General features: G+C 44.6%; 18 protein-coding genes. 13 read left to right on the top strand and 5 right to left on the bottom strand.

The window, feature by feature from the left end; genetic code table 11:
* Nucleotides 1-40: 40 nt before the first annotated feature.
* The 3 genes from CB4_RS16995 to CB4_RS16985 are packed head-to-tail and all read right to left on the bottom strand — an operon-like array spanning nucleotide 41 to nucleotide 5,006.
* Nucleotides 41-1,699: a response regulator gene (locus tag CB4_RS16995; RefSeq protein WP_096466943.1), complete on the bottom strand. Its 1,659-nt coding sequence runs from the start codon at nucleotides 1,697-1,699 to the stop codon at nucleotides 41-43.
* A 17-nt stretch (nucleotides 1,700-1,716) separates the two neighbouring features.
* Entirely contained in the window at nucleotides 1,717-4,638 is a 2,922-nt protein-coding gene (locus tag CB4_RS16990) for an ATP-binding protein (protein ID WP_096466942.1), read from the bottom strand.
* Nucleotides 4,635-5,006, bottom strand: a complete 372-nt coding sequence (locus CB4_RS16985; protein WP_096466941.1) for a response regulator transcription factor — start codon at nucleotides 5,004-5,006, stop codon at nucleotides 4,635-4,637. Before CB4_RS16985 ends, CB4_RS16990 begins: the two co-directional genes overlap by 4 nt.
* A 242-nt stretch (nucleotides 5,007-5,248) precedes the next feature.
* Between CB4_RS16985 and CB4_RS16975 the strand changes: the two genes are divergently transcribed.
* The 5 genes from CB4_RS16975 (at nucleotide 5,249) to mbcS (ending at nucleotide 9,444) form a co-directional block, all read left to right on the top strand.
* On the top strand, nucleotides 5,249-5,944 hold the full coding sequence (locus tag CB4_RS16975; protein ID WP_096466939.1) for an MOSC domain-containing protein: 696 nt from the start codon (nucleotides 5,249-5,251) through the stop codon (nucleotides 5,942-5,944).
* Nucleotides 5,937-6,617, top strand: a complete 681-nt coding sequence (locus tag CB4_RS16970) for a Crp/Fnr family transcriptional regulator (protein ID WP_096466938.1) — start codon at nucleotides 5,937-5,939, stop codon at nucleotides 6,615-6,617. Before CB4_RS16975 ends, CB4_RS16970 begins: the two co-directional genes overlap by 8 nt.
* Nucleotides 6,618-6,719: 102 nt before the next feature.
* Nucleotides 6,720-7,394: a TerC family protein gene (locus CB4_RS16965; RefSeq protein ID WP_096466937.1), complete on the top strand. Its 675-nt coding sequence runs from the start codon at nucleotides 6,720-6,722 to the stop codon at nucleotides 7,392-7,394.
* Nucleotides 7,395-7,482: 88 nt separating this feature from the next.
* On the top strand, nucleotides 7,483-7,683 hold the full coding sequence (locus tag CB4_RS16960; protein WP_096466936.1) for an alpha/beta-type small acid-soluble spore protein: 201 nt from the start codon (nucleotides 7,483-7,485) through the stop codon (nucleotides 7,681-7,683).
* Nucleotides 7,684-7,851: 168 nt separating this feature from the next.
* Nucleotides 7,852-9,444, top strand: a complete 1,593-nt coding sequence (gene mbcS, locus CB4_RS16955) for an acyl-CoA synthetase MbcS (protein WP_096466935.1) — start codon at nucleotides 7,852-7,854, stop codon at nucleotides 9,442-9,444.
* Nucleotides 9,445-9,523: 79 nt separating this feature from the next.
* On the opposite strand, the gene CB4_RS16950 is transcribed toward mbcS, so the two are convergent.
* A complete protein-coding gene (locus CB4_RS16950; RefSeq protein ID WP_096466934.1) occupies nucleotides 9,524-10,918 on the bottom strand; it encodes a branched-chain amino acid transporter BcaP in 1,395 nt (464 codons plus the stop codon).
* Between the two features lie 340 nt (nucleotides 10,919-11,258).
* Between CB4_RS16950 and CB4_RS16945 the strand changes: the two genes are divergently transcribed.
* Nucleotides 11,259-12,233 (top strand): CoA transferase subunit A, encoded by a 975-nt coding sequence (locus tag CB4_RS16945; RefSeq protein WP_096466933.1) that lies wholly within the window; start codon nucleotides 11,259-11,261, stop codon nucleotides 12,231-12,233.
* 1 nt (nucleotide 12,234) lies between these two features.
* Complete coding sequence (locus CB4_RS16940) at nucleotides 12,235-13,053, top strand: CoA-transferase subunit beta (protein WP_096466932.1); 819 nt, start codon at nucleotides 12,235-12,237, stop codon at nucleotides 13,051-13,053.
* A gap of 65 nt (nucleotides 13,054-13,118) precedes the next feature.
* On the opposite strand, the gene CB4_RS16935 is transcribed toward CB4_RS16940, so the two are convergent.
* Entirely contained in the window at nucleotides 13,119-14,075 is a 957-nt protein-coding gene (locus tag CB4_RS16935) for an S-layer homology domain-containing protein (protein ID WP_172890913.1), read from the bottom strand.
* A gap of 141 nt (nucleotides 14,076-14,216) precedes the next feature.
* Here CB4_RS16935 and CB4_RS16930 point away from each other — a divergent pair, with 141 nt between their 5' ends.
* The 6 genes from CB4_RS16930 to CB4_RS16905 all read left to right on the top strand — a co-directional run bounded on the left by CB4_RS16930 (nucleotide 14,217) and on the right by CB4_RS16905 (nucleotide 20,192).
* On the top strand, nucleotides 14,217-14,867 hold the full coding sequence (locus tag CB4_RS16930) for a DUF2953 domain-containing protein (protein WP_096466930.1): 651 nt from the start codon (nucleotides 14,217-14,219) through the stop codon (nucleotides 14,865-14,867).
* Nucleotides 14,868-14,870: 3 nt separating this feature from the next.
* A complete protein-coding gene (gene ytfJ / locus CB4_RS16925) occupies nucleotides 14,871-15,386 on the top strand; it encodes a GerW family sporulation protein (RefSeq protein WP_096466929.1) in 516 nt (171 codons plus the stop codon).
* 281 nt (nucleotides 15,387-15,667) lie between these two features.
* The gene (locus CB4_RS16920; protein WP_096466280.1) at nucleotides 15,668-16,222 is read left to right on the top strand and encodes a helix-turn-helix domain-containing protein; all 555 of its coding nucleotides are present in this window, start codon (nucleotides 15,668-15,670) and stop codon (nucleotides 16,220-16,222) included.
* 33 nt (nucleotides 16,223-16,255) lie between these two features.
* Entirely contained in the window at nucleotides 16,256-17,611 is a 1,356-nt protein-coding gene (locus CB4_RS16915; protein ID WP_096466281.1) for a tyrosine-type recombinase/integrase, read from the top strand.
* 3 nt (nucleotides 17,612-17,614) lie between these two features.
* Nucleotides 17,615-19,747 carry a site-specific integrase gene (locus tag CB4_RS16910; RefSeq protein WP_096466282.1) on the top strand — a complete coding sequence of 711 codons (2,133 nt, stop codon included), beginning with the start codon at nucleotides 17,615-17,617 and terminating at the stop codon, nucleotides 19,745-19,747.
* A complete protein-coding gene (locus CB4_RS16905; protein ID WP_096466283.1) occupies nucleotides 19,719-20,192 on the top strand; it encodes a hypothetical protein in 474 nt (157 codons plus the stop codon). The genes CB4_RS16910 and CB4_RS16905 overlap by 29 nt, the downstream gene beginning before the upstream one ends.
* The last annotated feature ends 68 nt before the right edge of the window (nucleotides 20,193-20,260 follow it).

Genomic DNA, 20,260 nt, shown 5'->3' with positions numbered 1-20,260 from the left:
GCTCCTTTTGTTTGGTATTGTACGTATATCAACTCGATATTTATCGTGAAGTTGTACGCACAAATAGTCGGTTAATACGGGCTTTTAGTTCGATCGCGGAGAATGGCTTCAGCACATAATCATCAACACCTGTATCCAGTGCCTGAGCGATTTCTTCTTTGGCATCTCGCCCGGTCAGCATGATGATGGGGGTTTTGGCGAAACGTGGTTGCTTACGCAAAGTCATGCAAGCTTCCAGGCCATTAAGAACAGGCATCATGCCATCAAGAATAAATAGGTCGGGTGTGACATCCGTAACGATGTTGAGCACTTCCTGCCCGTTCTTGGCAAAAATAAGATCCCAATCGGTATCAGCCAACTGAGTTTTTAAAATCGCCTGCACGATCATATCGTCATCTGCGATGAGAACTTTCTTGCGAGCTGCACCGTTTGTAGCATCATCACCAAGCTCGGAGGCAAGACAGATGCGGTTGCGGCCTTTGAATTTCGCCAGATACAGTGCCTTATCTGCGTATTCAATCAGGCTGGTAATGTCGTGTCCATCGATCCCGATCTGAGCCATGCCACAGCTGAAGGTTTGAAAGAAGGAGACATTCTGGCATGAACAGTGAATCTCAGTTCGGCTGAAATCTTCACGAACCCGGTTTAGAATAATCTGTGCTTGCTCAAGTGGCGTATCCGGAAGGACAACAATGAATTCTTCTCCCCCGTATCGGGTAATGATATCCGTTTCCCGGAGTTTCTCTTTGAGAAAAGAAGCAAACGATTTGAGAACCGTGTCACCGCATGGGTGCCCGTATGTGTCATTTACCCGTTTGAAGAAGTCCAGATCAATAATCGACAGTGTCACATTTTGCGGCTTGCGCGCATGCATAATGAATAGCTCCTGCAGGCGATCCAGCAGATAGCGTCGATTGTGAAGTCCTGTTAGAGAATCGTACAACGTTAGGGAACGATACTTTTCCACGCGGGAAATTAATGTTTTGATGCGTAACATCAGCTCTTCAAAATGGAAAGGTTTCGTCAAGTATTCGTCTGCACCTAACTGAAATCCTTTATACTTGTCGGTCAGATCTGCTCGTGCGGTTAACATCAGTACCGGAGTGAACTCGCGCTGTACGTCATTGCGAATGTGCTGCATGACATAAAAGCCATCCGTATCGGGCATCATAATATCCAAAATGATGCAGTCTGGCTGTCGATTCAGCATCTCCTCCAGGTTATGGCTTGGGTCAGACAGTACTTCTACATCAAATCCACCCATAGACAGCATGTGGTGAATGGACGATAGAAGGATCTCATCATCATCAATAACAAGAATCCGCTTCGGCTTGCCATCTAGAGCATTAAAATTCCGCATCTCCTGCAGAATATCTTCACTAACATGAGCGTGTTCAGCTACACGCAGGTACGTAATCGCTTCGTTGATGAGCGTATGTAGTGGGGCGATCATATAAGATGGCAGAGCATAGGTGTGGCTTTCTGAGAACATCAACACCCCGGTTTCTGCCATATGGGTTAAGTTAGCAAAGCCGAGCGTACCTGCTGTTCCTTTTAGACTGTGCAGTACCCGATAGATTTCTTCTCGCCACTTTACATCAGTCTGCAGACGTTCTTCCTGTGATAAACGCGACTGCACTTCTATAAGCTGTGCATAATATTTTTTTCGAAAAAGTTGTTCAAGTGTTTCTCGTGCCATACTCTCACTCTTTTCCTTTAATCCTTTTCTTGATCTTCGGGAATAAATACATGCCCTTCTGCTTCTTGCTGTTGAAGCAGATTCCAAACGGTTGATGTAAGTTTTTCAGCTGCATACGGCTTAATTAAATATTCGGAGATTCCATATCCAATTCCTTTTTCTCGTTCCTCAAGTGCACTGGAGATTACAATCGGAATGGATTGATAGGCTTCCTGGCGCTTTATTTCCTGTAAAATCTCCCAGCCGTCTTTTCCTTCTCCGAGCATAATATCGAGGATGAGAAGAAGTGGTGGATCATCTGCGATGGATTGTAATGCCTGCTCCCCATTCAATGCATGAACGATCTTAATTCCCTTTTGCGTAAGAAAGTTACCGAGCTCTTCAGCTAGGTACGCACGCAAGCTTTCATCATCTTCTACGATCAGAATATGTCCAGAAAGCTCCTTTTCGACTATGGGTGTACTGTTTGTCGATTCAGGAGCAGGAGGTGCGTAAAGCAGCCCATGCGAGGAAGTGATCGCTGTCGGCAGTGAAATCGTAAATGTACTTCCGCTTCCAAGCATGGAGGAGACATGAATCAAGCCATTATGGGCTTTTATAATCTCTGAACAAATAGCAAGCCCAAGGCCGGTTCCCCCGATTTTACGGCGGTCAGAATTATCCACTCGATAAAACTTTTCAAACAGGTGAGAGATAGCATCTTCTGGAATGCCGAGACCTTCGTCTGTAATGTGAAGACATACATCTTGTGGTCGTTCCGAGCACACATCAATTGTGAGTGTGACCGTTCCGCCATTTGGCGAATACTTAATTGCATTACTTAGCAGGTTGGTCACAACCTGCTGCATCTTTTCTTGATCCGCACATATGGTATCTTGCAACGTACGGCAATCGAGACGAATCGGATGAATATCGGAGTGATGGGCACTTATGACCTCTTCTACAACGTTACGTAAGCTGATCATTTCTTTCTGGTATTCCTGATGCCCGGATTCCATGCGCTGTACGTCAAGAAAATCATTAATCAGGTTGGTCAGTCGACGCGCTTCTTTATAAATTGTATTCAAGTAACGTGTTTGTTTGTCAGGATTAATTTTGCGCTGAAGCATAATTTCCACAAAGCCGAGAATGCTTGATAGCGGCGTGCGAAGTTCGTGACTGACAGTGCTAACGAATTCGGATTTCATTCGATCGATCTCATGCTCTCGTGTAATATCCCGACAGACAATGACCCAACCAATAACGCCAGCATGATCGTTTATAACTTTACGATAGTACATGCGAATAACCCGATATGTCGGCTGGATAATTTCAACAGTAAGTTCTTGCGTTTCATCAAGCGTGCCATTAATAGCCTGATGGTAGAAGGCAAACATCTCGTCTGGCTGCTTGAAGCGCTGGTGAATTTTTTGCGATAATTCTGCCATAGTGAGTGTTTGAATGTCTTCGGGCTTTTCAACTCCATACATATCACACCAGGAATGATTCACAGCAAGCAGTTCACCCTGTGGATCAATGAGACAGATGCCTTCGAGCGCTGAATTTAGAATCGCCTGGTTAAGTAGACTAGTCTGCTGGGTCTTTTTGTACACGACCGCATTCTCTACGGCAAGTGAAATCTGGCGGGTGAGTGCGCTGAATTCATCCAGGTCAGCGTGAGTAAAGGCGTATCCATTTAGACGGGTGACGACTAGCAGCGCTACGACCTCATCATCCCGGTTCAAAAGTGGCATGTATAAATCATGTACAGGATACGATGCATGGTGTCCACTCTCGTCGGTGCGAGCCATACGTTCGAGTGTTAACACGCCTTTCTCAGCGATAGCACGACCGCTCATTCCTTCATAAATATGCGCAAGCAGAATGTCGATCTGCTCGTGAGAGATTCCTTTACTTACAAAACGGTCTTTCAGTTCATGGTCAAGTATAATCGCGGCGCCAATCTGAGAACCTGTGAGGTCAAGCATGCTGTCGAGTACTTGTTTGAGCATGTTTTCGACTTCGATTTCAGTTGCAAGCGATGTGCTTAGTTGATTCCGGCGAAGGAGAATATTTTCTTTGTCCGTCAGCTTCTGGACGGCTTCTTCAAGCTCTACCTGCTGCGCGTATAGTTCTTCCTGATGAGCGGTTAATTCATCATTTTGGGATAAGAGATCGCTCTCTTTTTCTTCCATTCGACGCACCATCTGGTTAAAGGCATGTTCAAGCTCGCCAAGTTCATCATCATGATTCAACGGTGGAATGAGTGTGTACTCGCCCTGCGATATGCGACGTGCAGAAGCGGTCAGCACGTCGAGCGGCTTGCCAATCTCGCGCCCAAAGCGCGTTGTAACCCAGTAGGACAAAATCAAAATCATAATGAGCAGGCTAAGGAACCCACTTAGTGAATACATGATGTAGCGCTGGTGCTCTTTTTGTACTTGCTCGATATCATCGGTATATACCTCCATCTGAGCTTCCAAGCGATTGCGGATGCTGTTAACAAAGTTTGTATAACCGGTCTGGGAATTTCCTGCTTTCGTATTGATTGCCTGGTAGTTGGCGGCCCGAGTAAGGGCGATGCCTTCCGGGATAATTTTATCGGTATATACCTTGAGATCACGTTTGATTCCTTCAATGAATGTTCGCTCTTTCCCGGTTAGTGGAAGCTGGCTGTAGGCCTCAATTTGACTTTGTGCGTCTGCCTGCCGTGTATCAATCAAGGTAAGGAAGGAATCATTCCGCATGGCCATAAAGCCACGTAGTTCAGAAACAAGCCCTTCAACATTATGTTGCACGAGGCGCAGTTGATTGCGCTTTTCAAGTAGATTGGACATAGATGTATTATAGTTGTTCAGTTCACGAAGGTTGAACGTCCATAAAATAGCTGACAGTGCCAGAATTGCGATAAGGGGAATGAGTAGAAAACGCCGCAGGCGGTTTACAATACTCGTTTTCATAAAGGGTTTTCCTCCAGAATCTCCTGTATAAAGCCGAGAAGCTGCATTGGGCTGAATGGTTTAGCGAAAAAGTAATTCACACCAGCCTTGACGGCATTCTCCCGGTCTTCTGCTTGTGTTTTGGCTGTCAGCATCACAATCGGGGTTGTTTTACCTGCAGCCCGTACAAGTTGGCAAACTTCTAGTCCTGTTTTTCCTGGCATCATAAGATCAAGCAGAATAAGGTCATATTCGTGCTTCATAATTTTCTCATAGGCTTCAAGTCCATCTTGCGCTTCATCAAGTTCGTAGTCTTCGATTTCGAGCGTTTCCGTGATCAGCATGCGCAATACATCTTCATCATCAGCAATTAAAATTTTCGTATTCATGTAGTCCCATCTTTCTTTTCTTTATAAAAGTTTTATACTCTTTACATTAATACGAGATAATGATTTTTTCCATATAAAGTTCATAAAAAATAGTAAAAAAAGCATAAATACCTGTTTTATTTTTGGGTATAAAGATATGTAAACGGAGGCAAAGTCCTGACTACATTGTGATTTGTGGAAAAAGAGCATTTTGCCGTATAATGGCTCAGGAATGAAGTCAGATGCAAGAAGGGAGTTAGCAGATGCAAGCATACGTAAAAGCGGTAAATATCGGACTTCCTGTCTCTTATGATACGGGGGGCGTTCGCTGGAAGAGTGCAATTGCCAAGCAGCCAGTGAATGGAGAGCGAATGCTTGGACCAGAAGGGCTCGAAGGAGATGGTCAGGCGGACCTAAAGCATCATGGTGGACCGGATAAGGCGATATGTGTGTATCCATTCGAGCATTATCCATACTGGGAGGAACGTCTCGGTCGTGTTCTTCCGGTTGCGGCGTTCGGAGAGAATTTGACGGTGAATGGTCTTGTTGAGACAGATGTATGCATTGGAGATACATTTGCTTTAGGAGAGACCATTGTCCAGGTCAGCCAGCCCCGTCAGCCATGCCACAAGCTGGCGAAGCGCTACGGTGTGCCGGATATGGCGCTATGGGTACAGGAAACGGGACGAACCGGATTTTACTTCCGGGTTATCCAGACCGGAAGTATTCAAGCTGATCCCGGGCTTGTGCTTCGCCGCTTGTCCGCCGATCCGGCTGGCATATCGGTTACCTGTGCGAATCAGCTGATGCATTATAATAAAGAAGATCGAGATGGAATTCGCCGCTTGCTGGATGTGGAGGCTTTGTCGGCAAGTTGGCGCGCGACGTTTGAGAGGCGGCTTGAGGGGAATAAGGAAGATACTGGAGCGCGACTCAATGGAAGTGTGAAGCGTGGATAACGAGCAATTACTTACCTTTTTGCGTGGGGTACCGCTGTTTGCGCCGCTTACAGAGGAAGAACGGAATTCTATCGCTAGTGTTATGTCGCGCCGTACGATGAAAAAACGGGGCATTTTGTTTTATGAAGGGGAATTGTGCACGGCGATTTATTTGCTTGAATACGGACGGGTCAAAGTGTACAAAACAACGGAAGACGGACGGGAACAGATCGTCAATGTTCTGCAGGAAGGGGATTTATTTCCTCACGTTGGCATGTTTGGCGGCAGTCCATATCCGGCCACAGCGGAGACGTTGGAGGATACGGTTTTGTATTCCATTAATGTAGGGGAGTTAACCCGGCTTCTGGAGAGTAACGCTCGTCTTTGTATTCGTCTGCTGCAAATTCTAGAAAGCAAGATCCGCGAATTGCAGCGGCGTCTCTCTGATGTGCTGAGCAAAGATATGCGTGAGAAAATTGTTAACACTCTTCTCTCGCTTGCTCGTACAAGTGGCGTAGAGACAGAGGAAGCGCATGAAATTCATATGGAGCTGACTCACCAAGATATTGCTAGTATGGTCGGAACAACACGGGAAACCGTAAGCCGTACGATAAGCCAATTGAAGCGGGAAGGAGTGCTACAGTTTGACCCGCAAAAAATTGTGCTATACAAGAAAAAATTATTTTTGTCGTGAAAAACACGTCCGATTGCGGGCGTGTTTTTTGTGTTGGAAGCGCACTCTGGTCATAGCCTGTCTTGTTGTCGAATATACTTCACCATAGAAGGTGGTGGGGATATGGACGCGTCTTTCTGGATTGGATTCGTCAATATTATCATTATTGATATTGTACTCAGCGGAGACAACGCAGTGGTCATTGGCATGGCCAGCCGTAAACTTCCACCAGAAAAAAGACAGCAAGCTGTTATCTGGGGAACCGGGGGAGCGGTAGCACTGCGTGTGATCCTGACTGCGCTCGCCGCGTGGGTACTGTTAATTCCGTATTTAAAAGCAGCAGGCGGGCTTGTGCTTGCCTGGATTGCCTTTAAACTTCTGGCAGGTGAAGAGGCGGAGGGTGATGGCATTGAGGCTAGTGGCACGCTCTGGTCTGCGATTAAAATGATTGTTGTCGCTGATTTTGTAATGAGTCTGGACAATGTTTTGGCTGTGGGGGGAGCGGCGCATGGGGATTTCGTTCTGCTTCTTTTTGGACTGGGCTTCAGCATTCCGTTGCTGATGTTTGGCAGCAATCTGATTGCAAATCTGATGGATCGACTTCCGGTTCTTGTGTATGTTGGGGCGGGAATTCTTGCATATACAGCTGGTTCGATGATCATTCAGGAGGAGGTAGTGCAGCAGCATATTGCTCCTGTACTATATGAGCTGACCTGGGTCGTGCCGATTCTGGTTACGGGTCTGGTACTTGGAGTCGGTTTATGGTGGCGCAGGCACACTCATCAGTCGTTCGTTTGAATTTTCCATCATTTACATTAGAGTTCTCCGCATGAGGCTGCTTGTACCGTGACATTCTATAGGTACACCAGTCAAGGAGGTGACAACAATGGCTAACAACAACAGCTCAAACAAGCTGGCAGTACCACAAGCGGCTAACGCGCTCGATCAAATGAAGTATGAAATTGCTTCTGAGTTCGGCGTACAGCTTGGACCGGATTCTACATCTCGTGCGAATGGTTCTGTAGGCGGCGAGATCACGAAGCGTCTTGTTCAAATGGCTGAACAACAGCTCGGTGGCCGTGCATAAGTAAATAGGTGGATGTAAGAGGGTGGCAAATGCCACCCTCTTTTTTTTGGTATATAAAAATTTTTCTGTACTTTTATAGAAATCAGGAAGGAAACAGCGGAAAAATGAAGAATAAAGTTTAAAGTAACCGTTTTCATGCTAAAGAAAAATTTTCAGGAGGATCAGGAGATGACCAATCCGCAGTTGCATGCACCAGAATACTATAATATGGTAAACGATATTGAGCGCCATGCTCAGGATCCGAATAAGCTCGCATTGCTATGGGAAAGTGAAGAAGGAGAAAAGAAGCAGTTTACGTATGGGGAGTTAAGCAAAGCATCCAACCGTCTTGCGAACGGACTCGTTGAGCTTGGGATCGGGCAAGGGGATAAGATTATCATTATTCTGCCGCGCATCGAACAGGCATATATTAGCTATATGGCAGCACTTAAGATCGGGGCGGTTATTTTGCCGGGGTCTGAGATGCTCATGCCAAAAGATATTTTATACCGTGCCACACATTCTGGCGCGAAGGCGATTATTTCATATCATGATCTGACAGATCGTATTGATGAAGTGCGTCTGGAATGCCGTACGATTGAGAATTACATTGTATTTGGAGCCGAAAAGGAAGGTTGGCTACCATTTAATAGCTTAATGGAAGGCAAAAGCGAACAATTTGAAACTGCGAATACACGCGCAGGCGATATCGCGTTTCTGAATTATACGTCCGGTACAACGGGCAATCCGAAGGGTGTTATTCATACGCACAGCTGGGCATACGCGCATCAGGCAGTAGCCGCGAAGCTGTGGCTTGATGTCCGCGAGAATGATATCGTATGGGCGACAGCGGGCCCGGGTTGGGCGAAGTGGAATTGGAGCCCGTTCATCTCGGTACTCGGTTCAGGCGCAACTGGTCTTGTGTACCTTGGCAAATTCGACCCGAAAAAATACCTGTCTCTGCTTGAACAGTACAAAGTAAATGTGCTTTGCTGCACACCAACCGAGTACCGCATTATAGCGAAAGAAGAAGGGCTTGACCAATACAATCTCGAACATCTGCACAGTACCGTAAGTGCGGGCGAGCCGCTGAACCGGGAAGTTATCGATACGTTCAAAAAATACTTCAATGCAACAGTGCGTGATGGCTACGGTCAGACAGAGAACACGTTGCTTATCGGTACGCTGAAAGGAATGGAAGTGAAAGCAGGCTCCATGGGCCGCCCGACTCCAGGCAATCAGATTGCGATTATTGATGAAGACGGCAATCCAGTTCCAGTTGGTGAGGTGGGTGATATTGCCGTACATCGCAGTGTACCGGCTTTGTTCAAAGGCTACTTGAACGATCCGGAGCGTACAGCAGCCGCTTTCCGTGGCGACTGGTATCTCACGGGTGATCAGGCAAAAGCGGATGAAGATGGCTACTACTGGTTTGAAGGTCGTTCTGACGATATTATCATCAGCTCCGGCTATACAATCGGGCCATTCGAAGTAGAGGACGCACTTGTGAAGCACCCGGCTGTTAAAGAGTGCGCCGTAGTCGCAAGTCCGGACCCAGTACGTGGTAGCATCGTAAAAGCATTTGTGATTTTGCGTAATGAAGCGGATGCTTCTGATGAAATGGTCAAACAATTGCAGGATCATGTAAAAAATGTTACAGCTCCGTATAAATATCCACGTGAGATTGAGTTTGTAAGCGATCTGCCGAAAACAACATCCGGTAAAATCCGTCGTGTTGAACTGCGTCAAGCAGAAAAAGAGCGCAAAACACAGCAAGTGTAAGAACGTTACCGATATAAAAAGAGCGGTCTCAGATTGAGTGAGACCGCTCTTTCTTTTGTAAAAATAGATGGAGAGAAGATTATGGGCGCTTACTAAGCTCGCTGTTACGGTACCCATATGCGAAATAGACGAAAATTCCGATAACGAACCAGACAAGAAAACCGATCCATGTTATGCTTGGCAGCTTGGACATGAGATACACACAGAATACGACAGCAAGAATCGGAACAAGAGGTACAAATGGAACGCGGAATGCACGTTTTAAATCTGGCTGTTTCTTACGCAGTACGATAACGCCGATGGAAACAACCGTAAATGCGAACAGTGTACCAATGTTTGTAAGATCTGCCAGCTTGTCCAGTGGAACCAGACCGCCAAAGAATGCGCACAGCACAGCAGTGACCCACGTGCTAATAACCGGGGTTTGCGTTTTTTCGTTAACTTTAGAGAGAGACTTTGGCAACAGACCGTCACGGCTAATGGCAAAGAACAGGCGCGTCTGGCCGTACAGCATAACAAGCAGAACCGTTGTAATACCAAGAATGGCGCCAAGTGCTACAAAACGGGATACCCAGTCTTGATGAACAAACTTCAGGGCGAACGCAACCGGATCTTTTACATCAAGCTGTGTGTAAGGAACCATTCCCGTTAAAATACCAGAGACAACAATATAAAGAACGGTACAGATCAAAAGAGAAGCGATAATACCGATTGGCATGTTGCGCTGCGGATTACGAACTTCTTCTGCTGCCGTAGATACAGCGTCAAATCCGATATAGGCAAAGAAGACCGTGGCGGCACCTGTAGTAACCCCGTTAAATCCGAACGGCATGAAAGGAGACCAGTTCGCTGGCTTTACATGCCAGACACCTACTGCGATAAAAAGAAGAACAACCGTAATTTTGATCATAACCATAATATTATTCAAGCGGGTTGATTCTTTTATACCTTGTACTAGGAGAAGTGAAATCAGGAAAATAATCAACACGGCTGGAAGATCAATGTATGTTCCTTTGGCCGGGTTGTACGCGCTTGTTAATGCGGTAGGCAGATGAAGGCCGAACCCGTCCAGCAGGTGTTGGAAATAACCGGACCAGCCACTTGCGACGGCTGAACTGGCAAGACCGTATTCCAGAATTAAATCCCAACCAAGAACCCAGGCGAAAATCTCCCCGAATGCTGCATAGCTGTACGTGTAAGCGCTTCCGGAAACAGGTACGGATGATGCAAATTCTGCATAGCAGAGAGCGGCGAATACGCAGGCAAGACCGGCAAGAATGAACGACAGCATCAGAGCGGGGCCTGCATGCCTGGCTGCTGCAACGCCTGTCAGTACAAAAATCCCCGTACCGACAATTGCACCGATGCCAAGCATCGTAAGGTCGAAGGCGCCGAGAGACTTATTGAGACCACTCTCTTTATTATTGGTGTGAGCTAGTAGGTCGGCGATTGATTTTTTGCGAAATAAACTCATACTCCCACTTCCTTTACGATAAAAGTTCATGTGTTTCAGAAGCATAAAACAATAAGCATTTTATTGTGGTGTAATTTATTGTTTTATATAACTTCTGCTACATATGTTTGAATTGTAAAACAAATGTAAGGGTAAGTAAATGGTAAATAGTATAAAACAGTTTAAAAATTTGTTTTTTGAGCAATTATTTTTTTTAGAAAATTCTATTGTTTATGTTTAAAAATAAACAAAGCAAGCGCTCGCTCAAAAAAAGGATGGACATAATTCAGAATTTATTTAAAAATAAGTAGATAGGGGTGTATAAGCTTTTTAGATTCATACATAAGGAGGAGAGAAACATATGCAGGACAAACGCTGCACATTGCAGGAAGCAATTCAGATGATCAACGATAACGATATGATCACATTTAGCGGTTTTGTAATCTGGCGTCGCCCGATGGCGGCTATTTATGAAATGCTGCGCCAGGGGAAGAAAGGACTTCATCTTGTAGAAGTGAACTCAGGCACACATGCTGAACTTTTGATTGGAGCAGGAGCTGTGTCGATCTGGGAATCGTGCTGGATAGGACATGAACTGTATGGTAAAGTGCCGTACTGTCTGGATAGAAAGTTAAAAGAAGGAACGATTATTGCGGAGGATTACAGCCATCAGCATATGCTGTACCGTATGGCGGCCGGTGCGATGGGCATTCCGTATATGCCAACATGGGCATCGCGTGGAACCGATATTTTGAATCCAGAGTACGATATGCTTGAGCGTGCCGGACTGCGCAATGGTGCCAATGACAAAATTCCTGTGAAAAAATTCGATTACGCACAGGACCCGTTCTACAATGAAGGGGAAGTGATTCATGTGCCAGCTGTGCGTCCGAATGTATGCATTGTCCATGCTCAGCAGGTAGGGGAAGAGGGTACGATCCGCATCAGTGGGCAGACGTATTCCGATGAGCAGGCGATTAAAGCTGCGGATCGAGTCATTGTACTAGCAGAAGAAATCGTGCCGGAATCGTATTTGCGCGAGGAACCAGAGCGTAATCTCGTTCCAGGTTATCTTGTTGATGCGATTGTTGAACTGCCATGGGCGGCGCATCCGACCGGAGCATACGGATGTTATGACGTAGACGGTGCGTTTATTCGTGAGTTTGCATCCGCTTGCAAAACAGAAGAAGGATTTCGTGCATGGGTAGATGAATGGGTGTACGGTGTGCGAGATCACGATGAATATTTGGACAAGCTAGGTTTCTCTCGCTTAGAGAAGCTTCGCGCTAATTCTTATCATAAATATAGTACAAAAGTGAAACGGGGGTCGCGTTAAAATGACAGACAAACAATATGTAAAACCAGGTGAGTACTCGGTTGTAGATATGTTAGCTGTTGCGGCTGCTCGTGAAGTGCAAGACGGTGAGGTTGTATTTGCCGGAACCGGATTACCGATGCTTGCGATTATGCTCGCGCAAAAAGTGAATGCACCCAACAGCAAACTGATTTACGAGGCGGGTACGATTGATTCCAGGGGAGACTCTCTCCCATCTTCGGTAGGGGACCCACGTTGTGTTACCCAGGCTTCTGTTGCATCGGGTCTGTTTGATGTATTTAACCAGCTTCAGCGCGGTAAAGTCGATCTTGCGTACCTAGGTGGAGCTGAGATCGATAAATACGGTAATGTAAACACAACCGCTGTTGGTGATTATACGTCTCCTTCTGTGCGTTTCCCGGGCAGCGGCGGCAATCCGGATATTAACTCGCTTGCCAAACGAACTGTGTTTATTATGGTACAGGAGAAGCGCCGTTTCAAAGAAAGTGTTGATTATATTACATCCCCGGGCTGGATGATACGCAAATGGCCGGAAGGAACACTCGCGCATCGCAAAGACGTATACGGGAAAAAGTTTCTCGGAGGACCGAGCGCGGTGATTACGAATATGGCGGTATTCCGCTTTGATGAAGAAGCAGGTACCATCTATGTTGATACGATTCATCCGGGTATCACGCGCGAACAGCTTCAGGAGAACACAGGATTTGAGCTTGATTTTACCCGTTGTAAAGGTGAAACAGAGCTTCCGACATATGAAGAGCTCCGCATTCTGCATGAAAATGTCGATCCAGAAGGGATTTTCCTTCCGGCACGCGGTTAACTACAGCGTTATACAGAAGAAAATGAAAAGAGGCAGCCATATGCGGGCTGCCTCTTTATGTATGTCTAGACGTTAAAACGGGCGGTCTCTTTTCCGTTCATGCGAACGAAAATCGTTTGGACGCCAGATTCTTCAATGGTGATGGTACGGGTCTGCTTGAAGTGGCCGGTTGAAGAGCTCCCATCAAGTTTAACCGGTTCGACATCAATTTTCACTTGCTTCCCAGAGCGGGTAATGACGATAATCTGTCCGTTATAGCCGGCGCCGCTTAATGAATACGTAAAGGTAATGTAGAGCTTACCGTTTTTATAGTAAGCATCATTTATGTTCGCAAGGCTAGGGCCGGATCGCACGCCCTTGTCCTCATACGGGATTAACTGGCTGAAGCGATAAATCACGGATGCCGCCTCCCCGCGTGTCAGTGTATCACGCGGAGCGAATTTCCCTCCGTCACGCCCGGTGATGAGGTGGATCTTGTCTGCGATGACAACATCATCCCGGTAGCGGGGAGAGATCTTGCTGGAATCCGTAAAGGAGCTCTGGTTTGCGTTGACGAACGTAGATAAATTCTGACCGTATAAATAGTTATAGGCATTAACTAGATAATGCGCCATCTCCTGCCGGGTAATGTAACGATCCCCGTAGAAGGAGCCGCGATCATCAATGATGCCTGCCCGATTCAATCGCACAAGTTCATCCGCATAAAAATCGGATACGTCTACATCGCGGTAGTATTTTTTAACCTCGTAAGCTGAACCTTTTGTTTTCAAATCGCTTTTAAAAACACGGGCTAGCATGACGACGAACTCGCTACGTGTGAGTGGCCGGTCCGGCGCATACGTGTCTGAATTTATTCCCGTTACAATACCCTGCTGAGCAAGCGAGCGGATTTGTCCTTTGGCCCAGTGGTCATTAATATCATGAAATGCAGCAGCGGCAGATGCAGACTGCGGCGCATGCCCGGCAAACAGGCTGACTGTGAGTAGACAGCTGAGCAGGGAGCGCAAAAAGATGCGATTCAAATCATTCACTTCCTTATGTACGAGTTACTATGAGGTTTGACGCAGATACGTGGGGAAAGTTTCTCAATATGGAAAATTGATCACCCGGATGCATGAAACAGGAAATTACGTCCACACTACGAACTAGGGAAGGTGGAGGACATGAACGGGTGGCTGCTTGGCCTGGGTATTGCCGGTGTAATACTGCTCATCATCTGGTTTACATCGCTGCGTATCCAGATCGTATACCGGCGGCAGGCGGAAAATGATGATTTGGAGATTGAATTATCTGTATACGGGAGGCTGCTTCGCTATCGAATCCATGCCAATATGCTTCAGCTTCGGAACTTGCGAACCGGGGTAAAAATAGCGGAGGAAGCCGATGCCGGCACGGACTCGGCTTCGGAGGAAAAGGAACGGAAAAAGAAAGAGTGGATTACCCCGCATACAATTGCAGAGTTGAAGCGTACATTCATGGATGTACGGCGGCGTGTGTACGATATGGACGAGATTTTACGTACCACACTTAAATGCGTGCTCGGTGAAAATTTGGAGTGGCAGACGCATGTCGGAGTGGGAGAGGCAGCGGCGACAGGCGCAGTGAGCGGCATGGTATGGACTGCCAAAAATGTTGCACTTGCGATTCTCGGGCGCTATATAACCTTATATACGGAGCCTAAGCTTATGGTCGTGCCGGATTTTTCCCGGACCCGGCTCGATATTCGTTTTCTTTGCATACTCCGACTGCGCATCGGACATGCTATCATTGCAGCGATTCGCATAGCAATCCATTATTTTCGGAAAGGGCGTTGACACATGGGAGAGCATCCGATTCAAGGGTTAATGAAGACGGCGATGGAAAACATCCGCGAAATGGTAGACGTTAATACAATTATCGGGGACCCGATTGAAACACCGGACGGCAGTGTCATTCTGCCGGTATCCAAAGTGGGCTTTGGCTTTGCGGCTGGTGGAACGGAGTTTGAATCGTATAAGGATGGAACACACCAACAGAACAGCCAGAGCGGCGTAATGCATGGAAATAGTATGCAGAGCGGAGAAGAGAAAGGATTTCCATTTGGCGGTGGAAGTGGGGGCGGGATCTCGATTACCCCGGTCGCCTTTCTTGTTGTGAATCGGGATGGTATCCGTACAGTATCACTTCGGGAAGATGTACATCTATATGACCGCCTGCTGGACATGGCTCCAGCGGCATTTGATAAAATTAAGGAAATGTTTGATAGCTGCCAAGTCACTGAGAAGAAGAAATCCTGTCGTAGAAAGGGAGATAAGCCGGGCAATCATGTGATTGATGATCTGGTGTGGGAATAGAAGCGAATGAAAAGAGACGGGCTACTCTGTAAAATAAAGAATGATTATTTATTACTTCTTCTTATAAAAACAAGATGATTTATAAAATGTGAAACATTATATGAATATTGGTACACCACTTAGCAAAAGTGGTGTATTTTTTTATTTTTATAGACCTCTTTATGACCTCATATACTACCACAACAATACCAGCAAAAACACATTTACAACAACATGAGCTTTAGTTAGAATAGGAACGTATATTCTGTTATTGAATCTATAATTTATTTCGGGGTGCTCAAATGAAAGTATATACAGTAAAAGAATTGGCATCTGCTGTAGGAAAACACGAAGAAACCATAAAGCGCTGGTTGCGTTCTGGCAAGTTTCCTAACGCATTTCGCAATAGCGATAAAGAAGGATGGAGAATCCCTGAGAGCGACCTTGTGCATATCAAACAGGGAACAGGATTTGTGAGAGAAGATTCTCAGCAAAGTGAGGAGGCAGTACAGCAAGATGTGGATGAACTGGAGTTAGTGAGATTAGCGTATGAGGCAGTCACATTGACATCCCCTACGGAGGAAATCCTTACTATTCTGTCCGTTGTTGGTATCAAACGAACCTTAGAAATTTTGCTTATCATGCAACAATCTGCCGCAAAAGTGAAAAACCCTGACGGGTTTATTAAGAAAGCCATTCGGGAGAATTGGAGTCCAACGACTGTTCCTGTTAAATTACCGAAGAAGCAAAGTAAGCATTTTTATGACCTTACACAACAGGACTACGAGGCGACGGAAAATAAAGGCGAGAGTGACTATCCGTCAAAATTTCCTTTCTACAATTGGTTGGAAGAATAATTGGGTTTGGATGTTTCACAGGAGGCTTCAAAAATGAAAAATGGTTATTATCACATGTATTGTCCGAAGGATGTTCAAAGTCGGTACAAGTTGCTTGTATTTGACGAAACTAACAAGCCATTTTTACCGCTAACAGACTTTTACGATGATGTGAGTAGGAAGATATCAAAAAGTTCGGCATTATCGTATCTCCAATCCCTTCTTCCATTCTTTACTTGGATGGATAGATACAGCAACTATCAAGGGGAACGTGTCACTTGGAGTTACCATCCAGAAGCAATACGAGTTGCTGTTGAAGATTACTTGATGAATGAAATGGCATGCAAGGTACGAGAAAAAGACTCTTTTCGATTTGTAAAACTCTCAAATAAAAGCCCAAATACGGTTCATCGTTTTCTTTCAGCTCTCAAGTCGTTCTATAAATCCCTTATCACGCTGAGACAGTATATGTACGCCAACCCTCTTATAGATTCTCATGCAATTCTGGATGATTATAAAGTCCATACCGAAGGTGTAAGAGAAAATAAGCCTCGGATGCCTGCAGAAGCAGGAACGGAAGACCCTCTTGTGCATAGACGGTTGACAGATTCCTACTTCAAACTCATTAACGAAGAATGGCAACCTGAGATTATTGACGACCCTTTTCTATACCATAAAGTCAAACAGGCGGGTAATCAGGCAAATTGGTCTCTGCGAGAGAAAGTAATTGCTCGTATGCTGTTTGAGACAGGAGCAAGGGCCTCAGAAGTCATTGAATTAACGATTGGAGATTATCGTTCCCGTAAGTCCTTTCAAGAAGTAAACACGTTTAACAAGGGAAGTCATGGTCGTAGAGTGAAATTTCTTCGTTTTAGCAAAGATACAGTGAAACTTCTGTTTCAATACATTAATCAGGAACGTAAGAAGTTTGACCCTCTTGGGCGGGATTTCGATTTTCTACCTAATGATGAACCCATGTTCCTAACGGAACGTGGAACGCCATTTAATTATCAAGCTTGGTATCCTCATTGGAATAAGGTAATAACGTTGCTGGACATGAGGTTAAACCCACATAAAACGAGGCACTGGTTCGTCACAATAAGTATGCGTGAGATTTACAACATTTCCAAGAATGATGTAGAAATTGCCCAACGCAAGAATGAACTTATTACGTACATGAAGTGGAAACAAAAAGACACCATTGAAGTGTACGAGCATCATTTTGATGAAGAGAGCCATCGAAACTTGCACGACAAAATGCTTGAAAACATGACAGAGAAAGAAAAAGAATACATGGAACAATCAAAACGTAAACGAACGAAAAAAACCGTACTCAATGTGTTGGAAATAGAGAAAGAAACAGAGTTAGATACAGATATACAAGCTCTATTAGACGGGTTGGAGGACTAAACTATGACAACAGGAATCAATTCACCTACCTCCCCATTTTATGAGGAATTAGTGGGTAAAGTGGATGAACACATTCTTCACTTACGGAATAACAGGGGCATGTTTCTTTTAGATAAATTGAATGAAGTGCCTGTTAAATATTTCTTTAATCGGTGTTTAGATATGCCTTGGAGAAATCAGTTGTTATTTGTAATGCTTGTTGGTGGAGATAGGAATTTAGATACTCGCACAATAGAGTCTACACTTAGAAATTTAAATGCAAGATTGAAGGACATATTTTATACGTATGATTTACAAATTTTCTTTGATTTTGATGTAAACAAGCATATGTACGAGTATCTAAAAGGTAGCATTTTTCCTGAACATTCGTATAACCAAAGAGCAATATTTTTAAAAGAGTATAATTCCACTGCCTATTCGACTAAAAAATGGCTCACATCAAAGCTAAATCAGGAACAACAGAAGTATTTTCAGCAATTCTTGTTCCCTATGCCTAAATTTGACAGCAGAGACTTTTCGTTTGGCAAGCAAGCAAGAGAACAGGCAAAAAACACTCGTAAGAGTGAAACGGATGCTGTTGTTCCTTTTCTTCCTCAAATTAGGGTAGAAGCAAATTTCCGTTGGAATCAGATAAAACGATTACGAGAAGCTTTTCTAACAGCCTGTAAGCAGGTCGAAAATGACAATGTGACGTTACCATTAGAATTTCATTATGACGAACCTGAACGAGTTGGAGAACGGTTTTATTTCCGCTTATGGGACAAGCCCTCCTTTGTACTTTACCACCAAGAGAAATTCACTGATTCTATTGTAAAGTCAGCAAAGAAGCGTACAGGAACGTATTCTGATAAGAACAAATATTACTTTGTGGAGCTTATCGGAGCAGAACGGTTAAATGATGACGATGTAGCAGAAGGTCTATGGTTTACAGAGATACTGCAAGAAGGCGTGTTAGGATTATGGTCTCAAAATGCGACAGATGCTGATTTAGAGCGGAAGCGACAGCTCCTGTTCTCATGGGGATATGGTGAAGAAGGAACAAGTAAAAATCCCGTGCCTTTTAATTCTATGCATAAAGGAGTTCTATTTCAAAGTAAATTTATTTCTCTTCACAACAACAAAGCCGAAGGCATTGTATTTGATGTGGAGTCTTTTTATGTCGCAACAACCTTCGGTTTATTAGCAGTAGACATACTGACCACAACAGGAGCAAGGATAAGTGAGCTGTTGCAAATTCAAAGTACAAAAGATTGCATTCGAGCAATAAAAGCAAATGGTAAAGTACACTTTTCGTTCCAAGTTGTTCCGAAAGGTAGAGATACCGCAGAAAGTTATTCAATCAGTGAGCAAACAATGAAACTAATACAAGCTGTTTCCTTACTGCTTAAAGAGCATTATAACGGTGCAATTCCAAGTGTACCGTATCGTGATGAGAGGAAACATCAGTTTCCAGAGCCTAAGCCCTATTTTTTTCAATACAACCATCAATCTTTTAAAAAGGATGCTCTTTATTCATGTCTTCGATTTCTGCTTCATGGACTAAATTTCGAGACACAAGAAGGACAACCAGTTGTCATTAAAACACATTTACTACGTCATGCGTTCGCTACAGAAGCTGTTCAGCGTCAGCAAATCCCCGTTGATATTGTAGCAAAGATACTTCATCAACGTGATGTAAATGTAACGGGATATTATTCTGAACCGACCCCAAGCCAAGTAGCCGAAAAAGTTGGAGAATTACATAGTGTGATTGCCAACTATGTTGATTTAGATGTAGCGGTTCTCCGTAGCCCAGAAGAGCTTCAAAAGGAATGGGAAAAACACAAAACCGAAGTAGGTGTATATAACAATGTATTGGGCGGGACTTGTGTTACAAATGCTGTATGCCCTACGAAAATGCAATGTTTAGGGTGCATGGCAAAAATTCCACAACCTGAAAAGAAACATGAACTTCTTGATGTCATTGAGTTGTCTAAGGATATGGAAAAGCGGTTTACTTCAATGGGTTTGACAGTTGAAGTGAAAAAGGCAAAAAATATGCGGAAACTTGCGAGAAACGAGTTAAAGGAAATGGAACTGATTGAGAAATACAGGGAGGAACAACAGTATGAGCCACACATTTCCTTCAAAAAATGACCGAGCATGGCTGCAAGATGTTCACGAGTCTCGAAGTAAACGCTCTTCCTCATTAGGAAAGGAAGCAATTGACCTTTTGGTCAAACAGGATCTCCCTGTTACGCTAAAAAATGTGTCAGAGAAGTCAAAAGAAATTGACCCCGAAGGGAGAGGAATTCATCCAAATACAATCAGTACGAATAAGGAACTGAATGAGTATTACAAGCAACATAGCAAGACATATAAGAAAAAATTACATTCCAATAACTCCATACAAAAACGTTCTATTAAATTTGTGCCTGTTGACTACCGACGTATCAGTGCAGAACGAAGCATAGAAAATGCCGAAAGAAAGTACATGAAACTGTCAAAGAAAGAGCTTGTACAGCGGTTACTCTTGGCTGAAAAATATATTGCTGAGAACAATGGAGCCTGGATTGCAAAACAATTTGAGCAGTTTCAATAGCACTCTTTTGGAGAGTGCCAACATTTTGATGTAAAGCTCATGCTAATATAGTTATTGGAATTTTAGAT

This window comes from Aneurinibacillus soli, from assembly GCF_002355375.1.
GTDB classification, from domain to species: Bacteria; Bacillota; Bacilli; order Aneurinibacillales; family Aneurinibacillaceae; genus Aneurinibacillus; species Aneurinibacillus soli.
The sequence above is the reverse complement of the archived record's forward strand: the minus strand, read 5'-3'. Positions and strand labels throughout refer to the sequence as shown.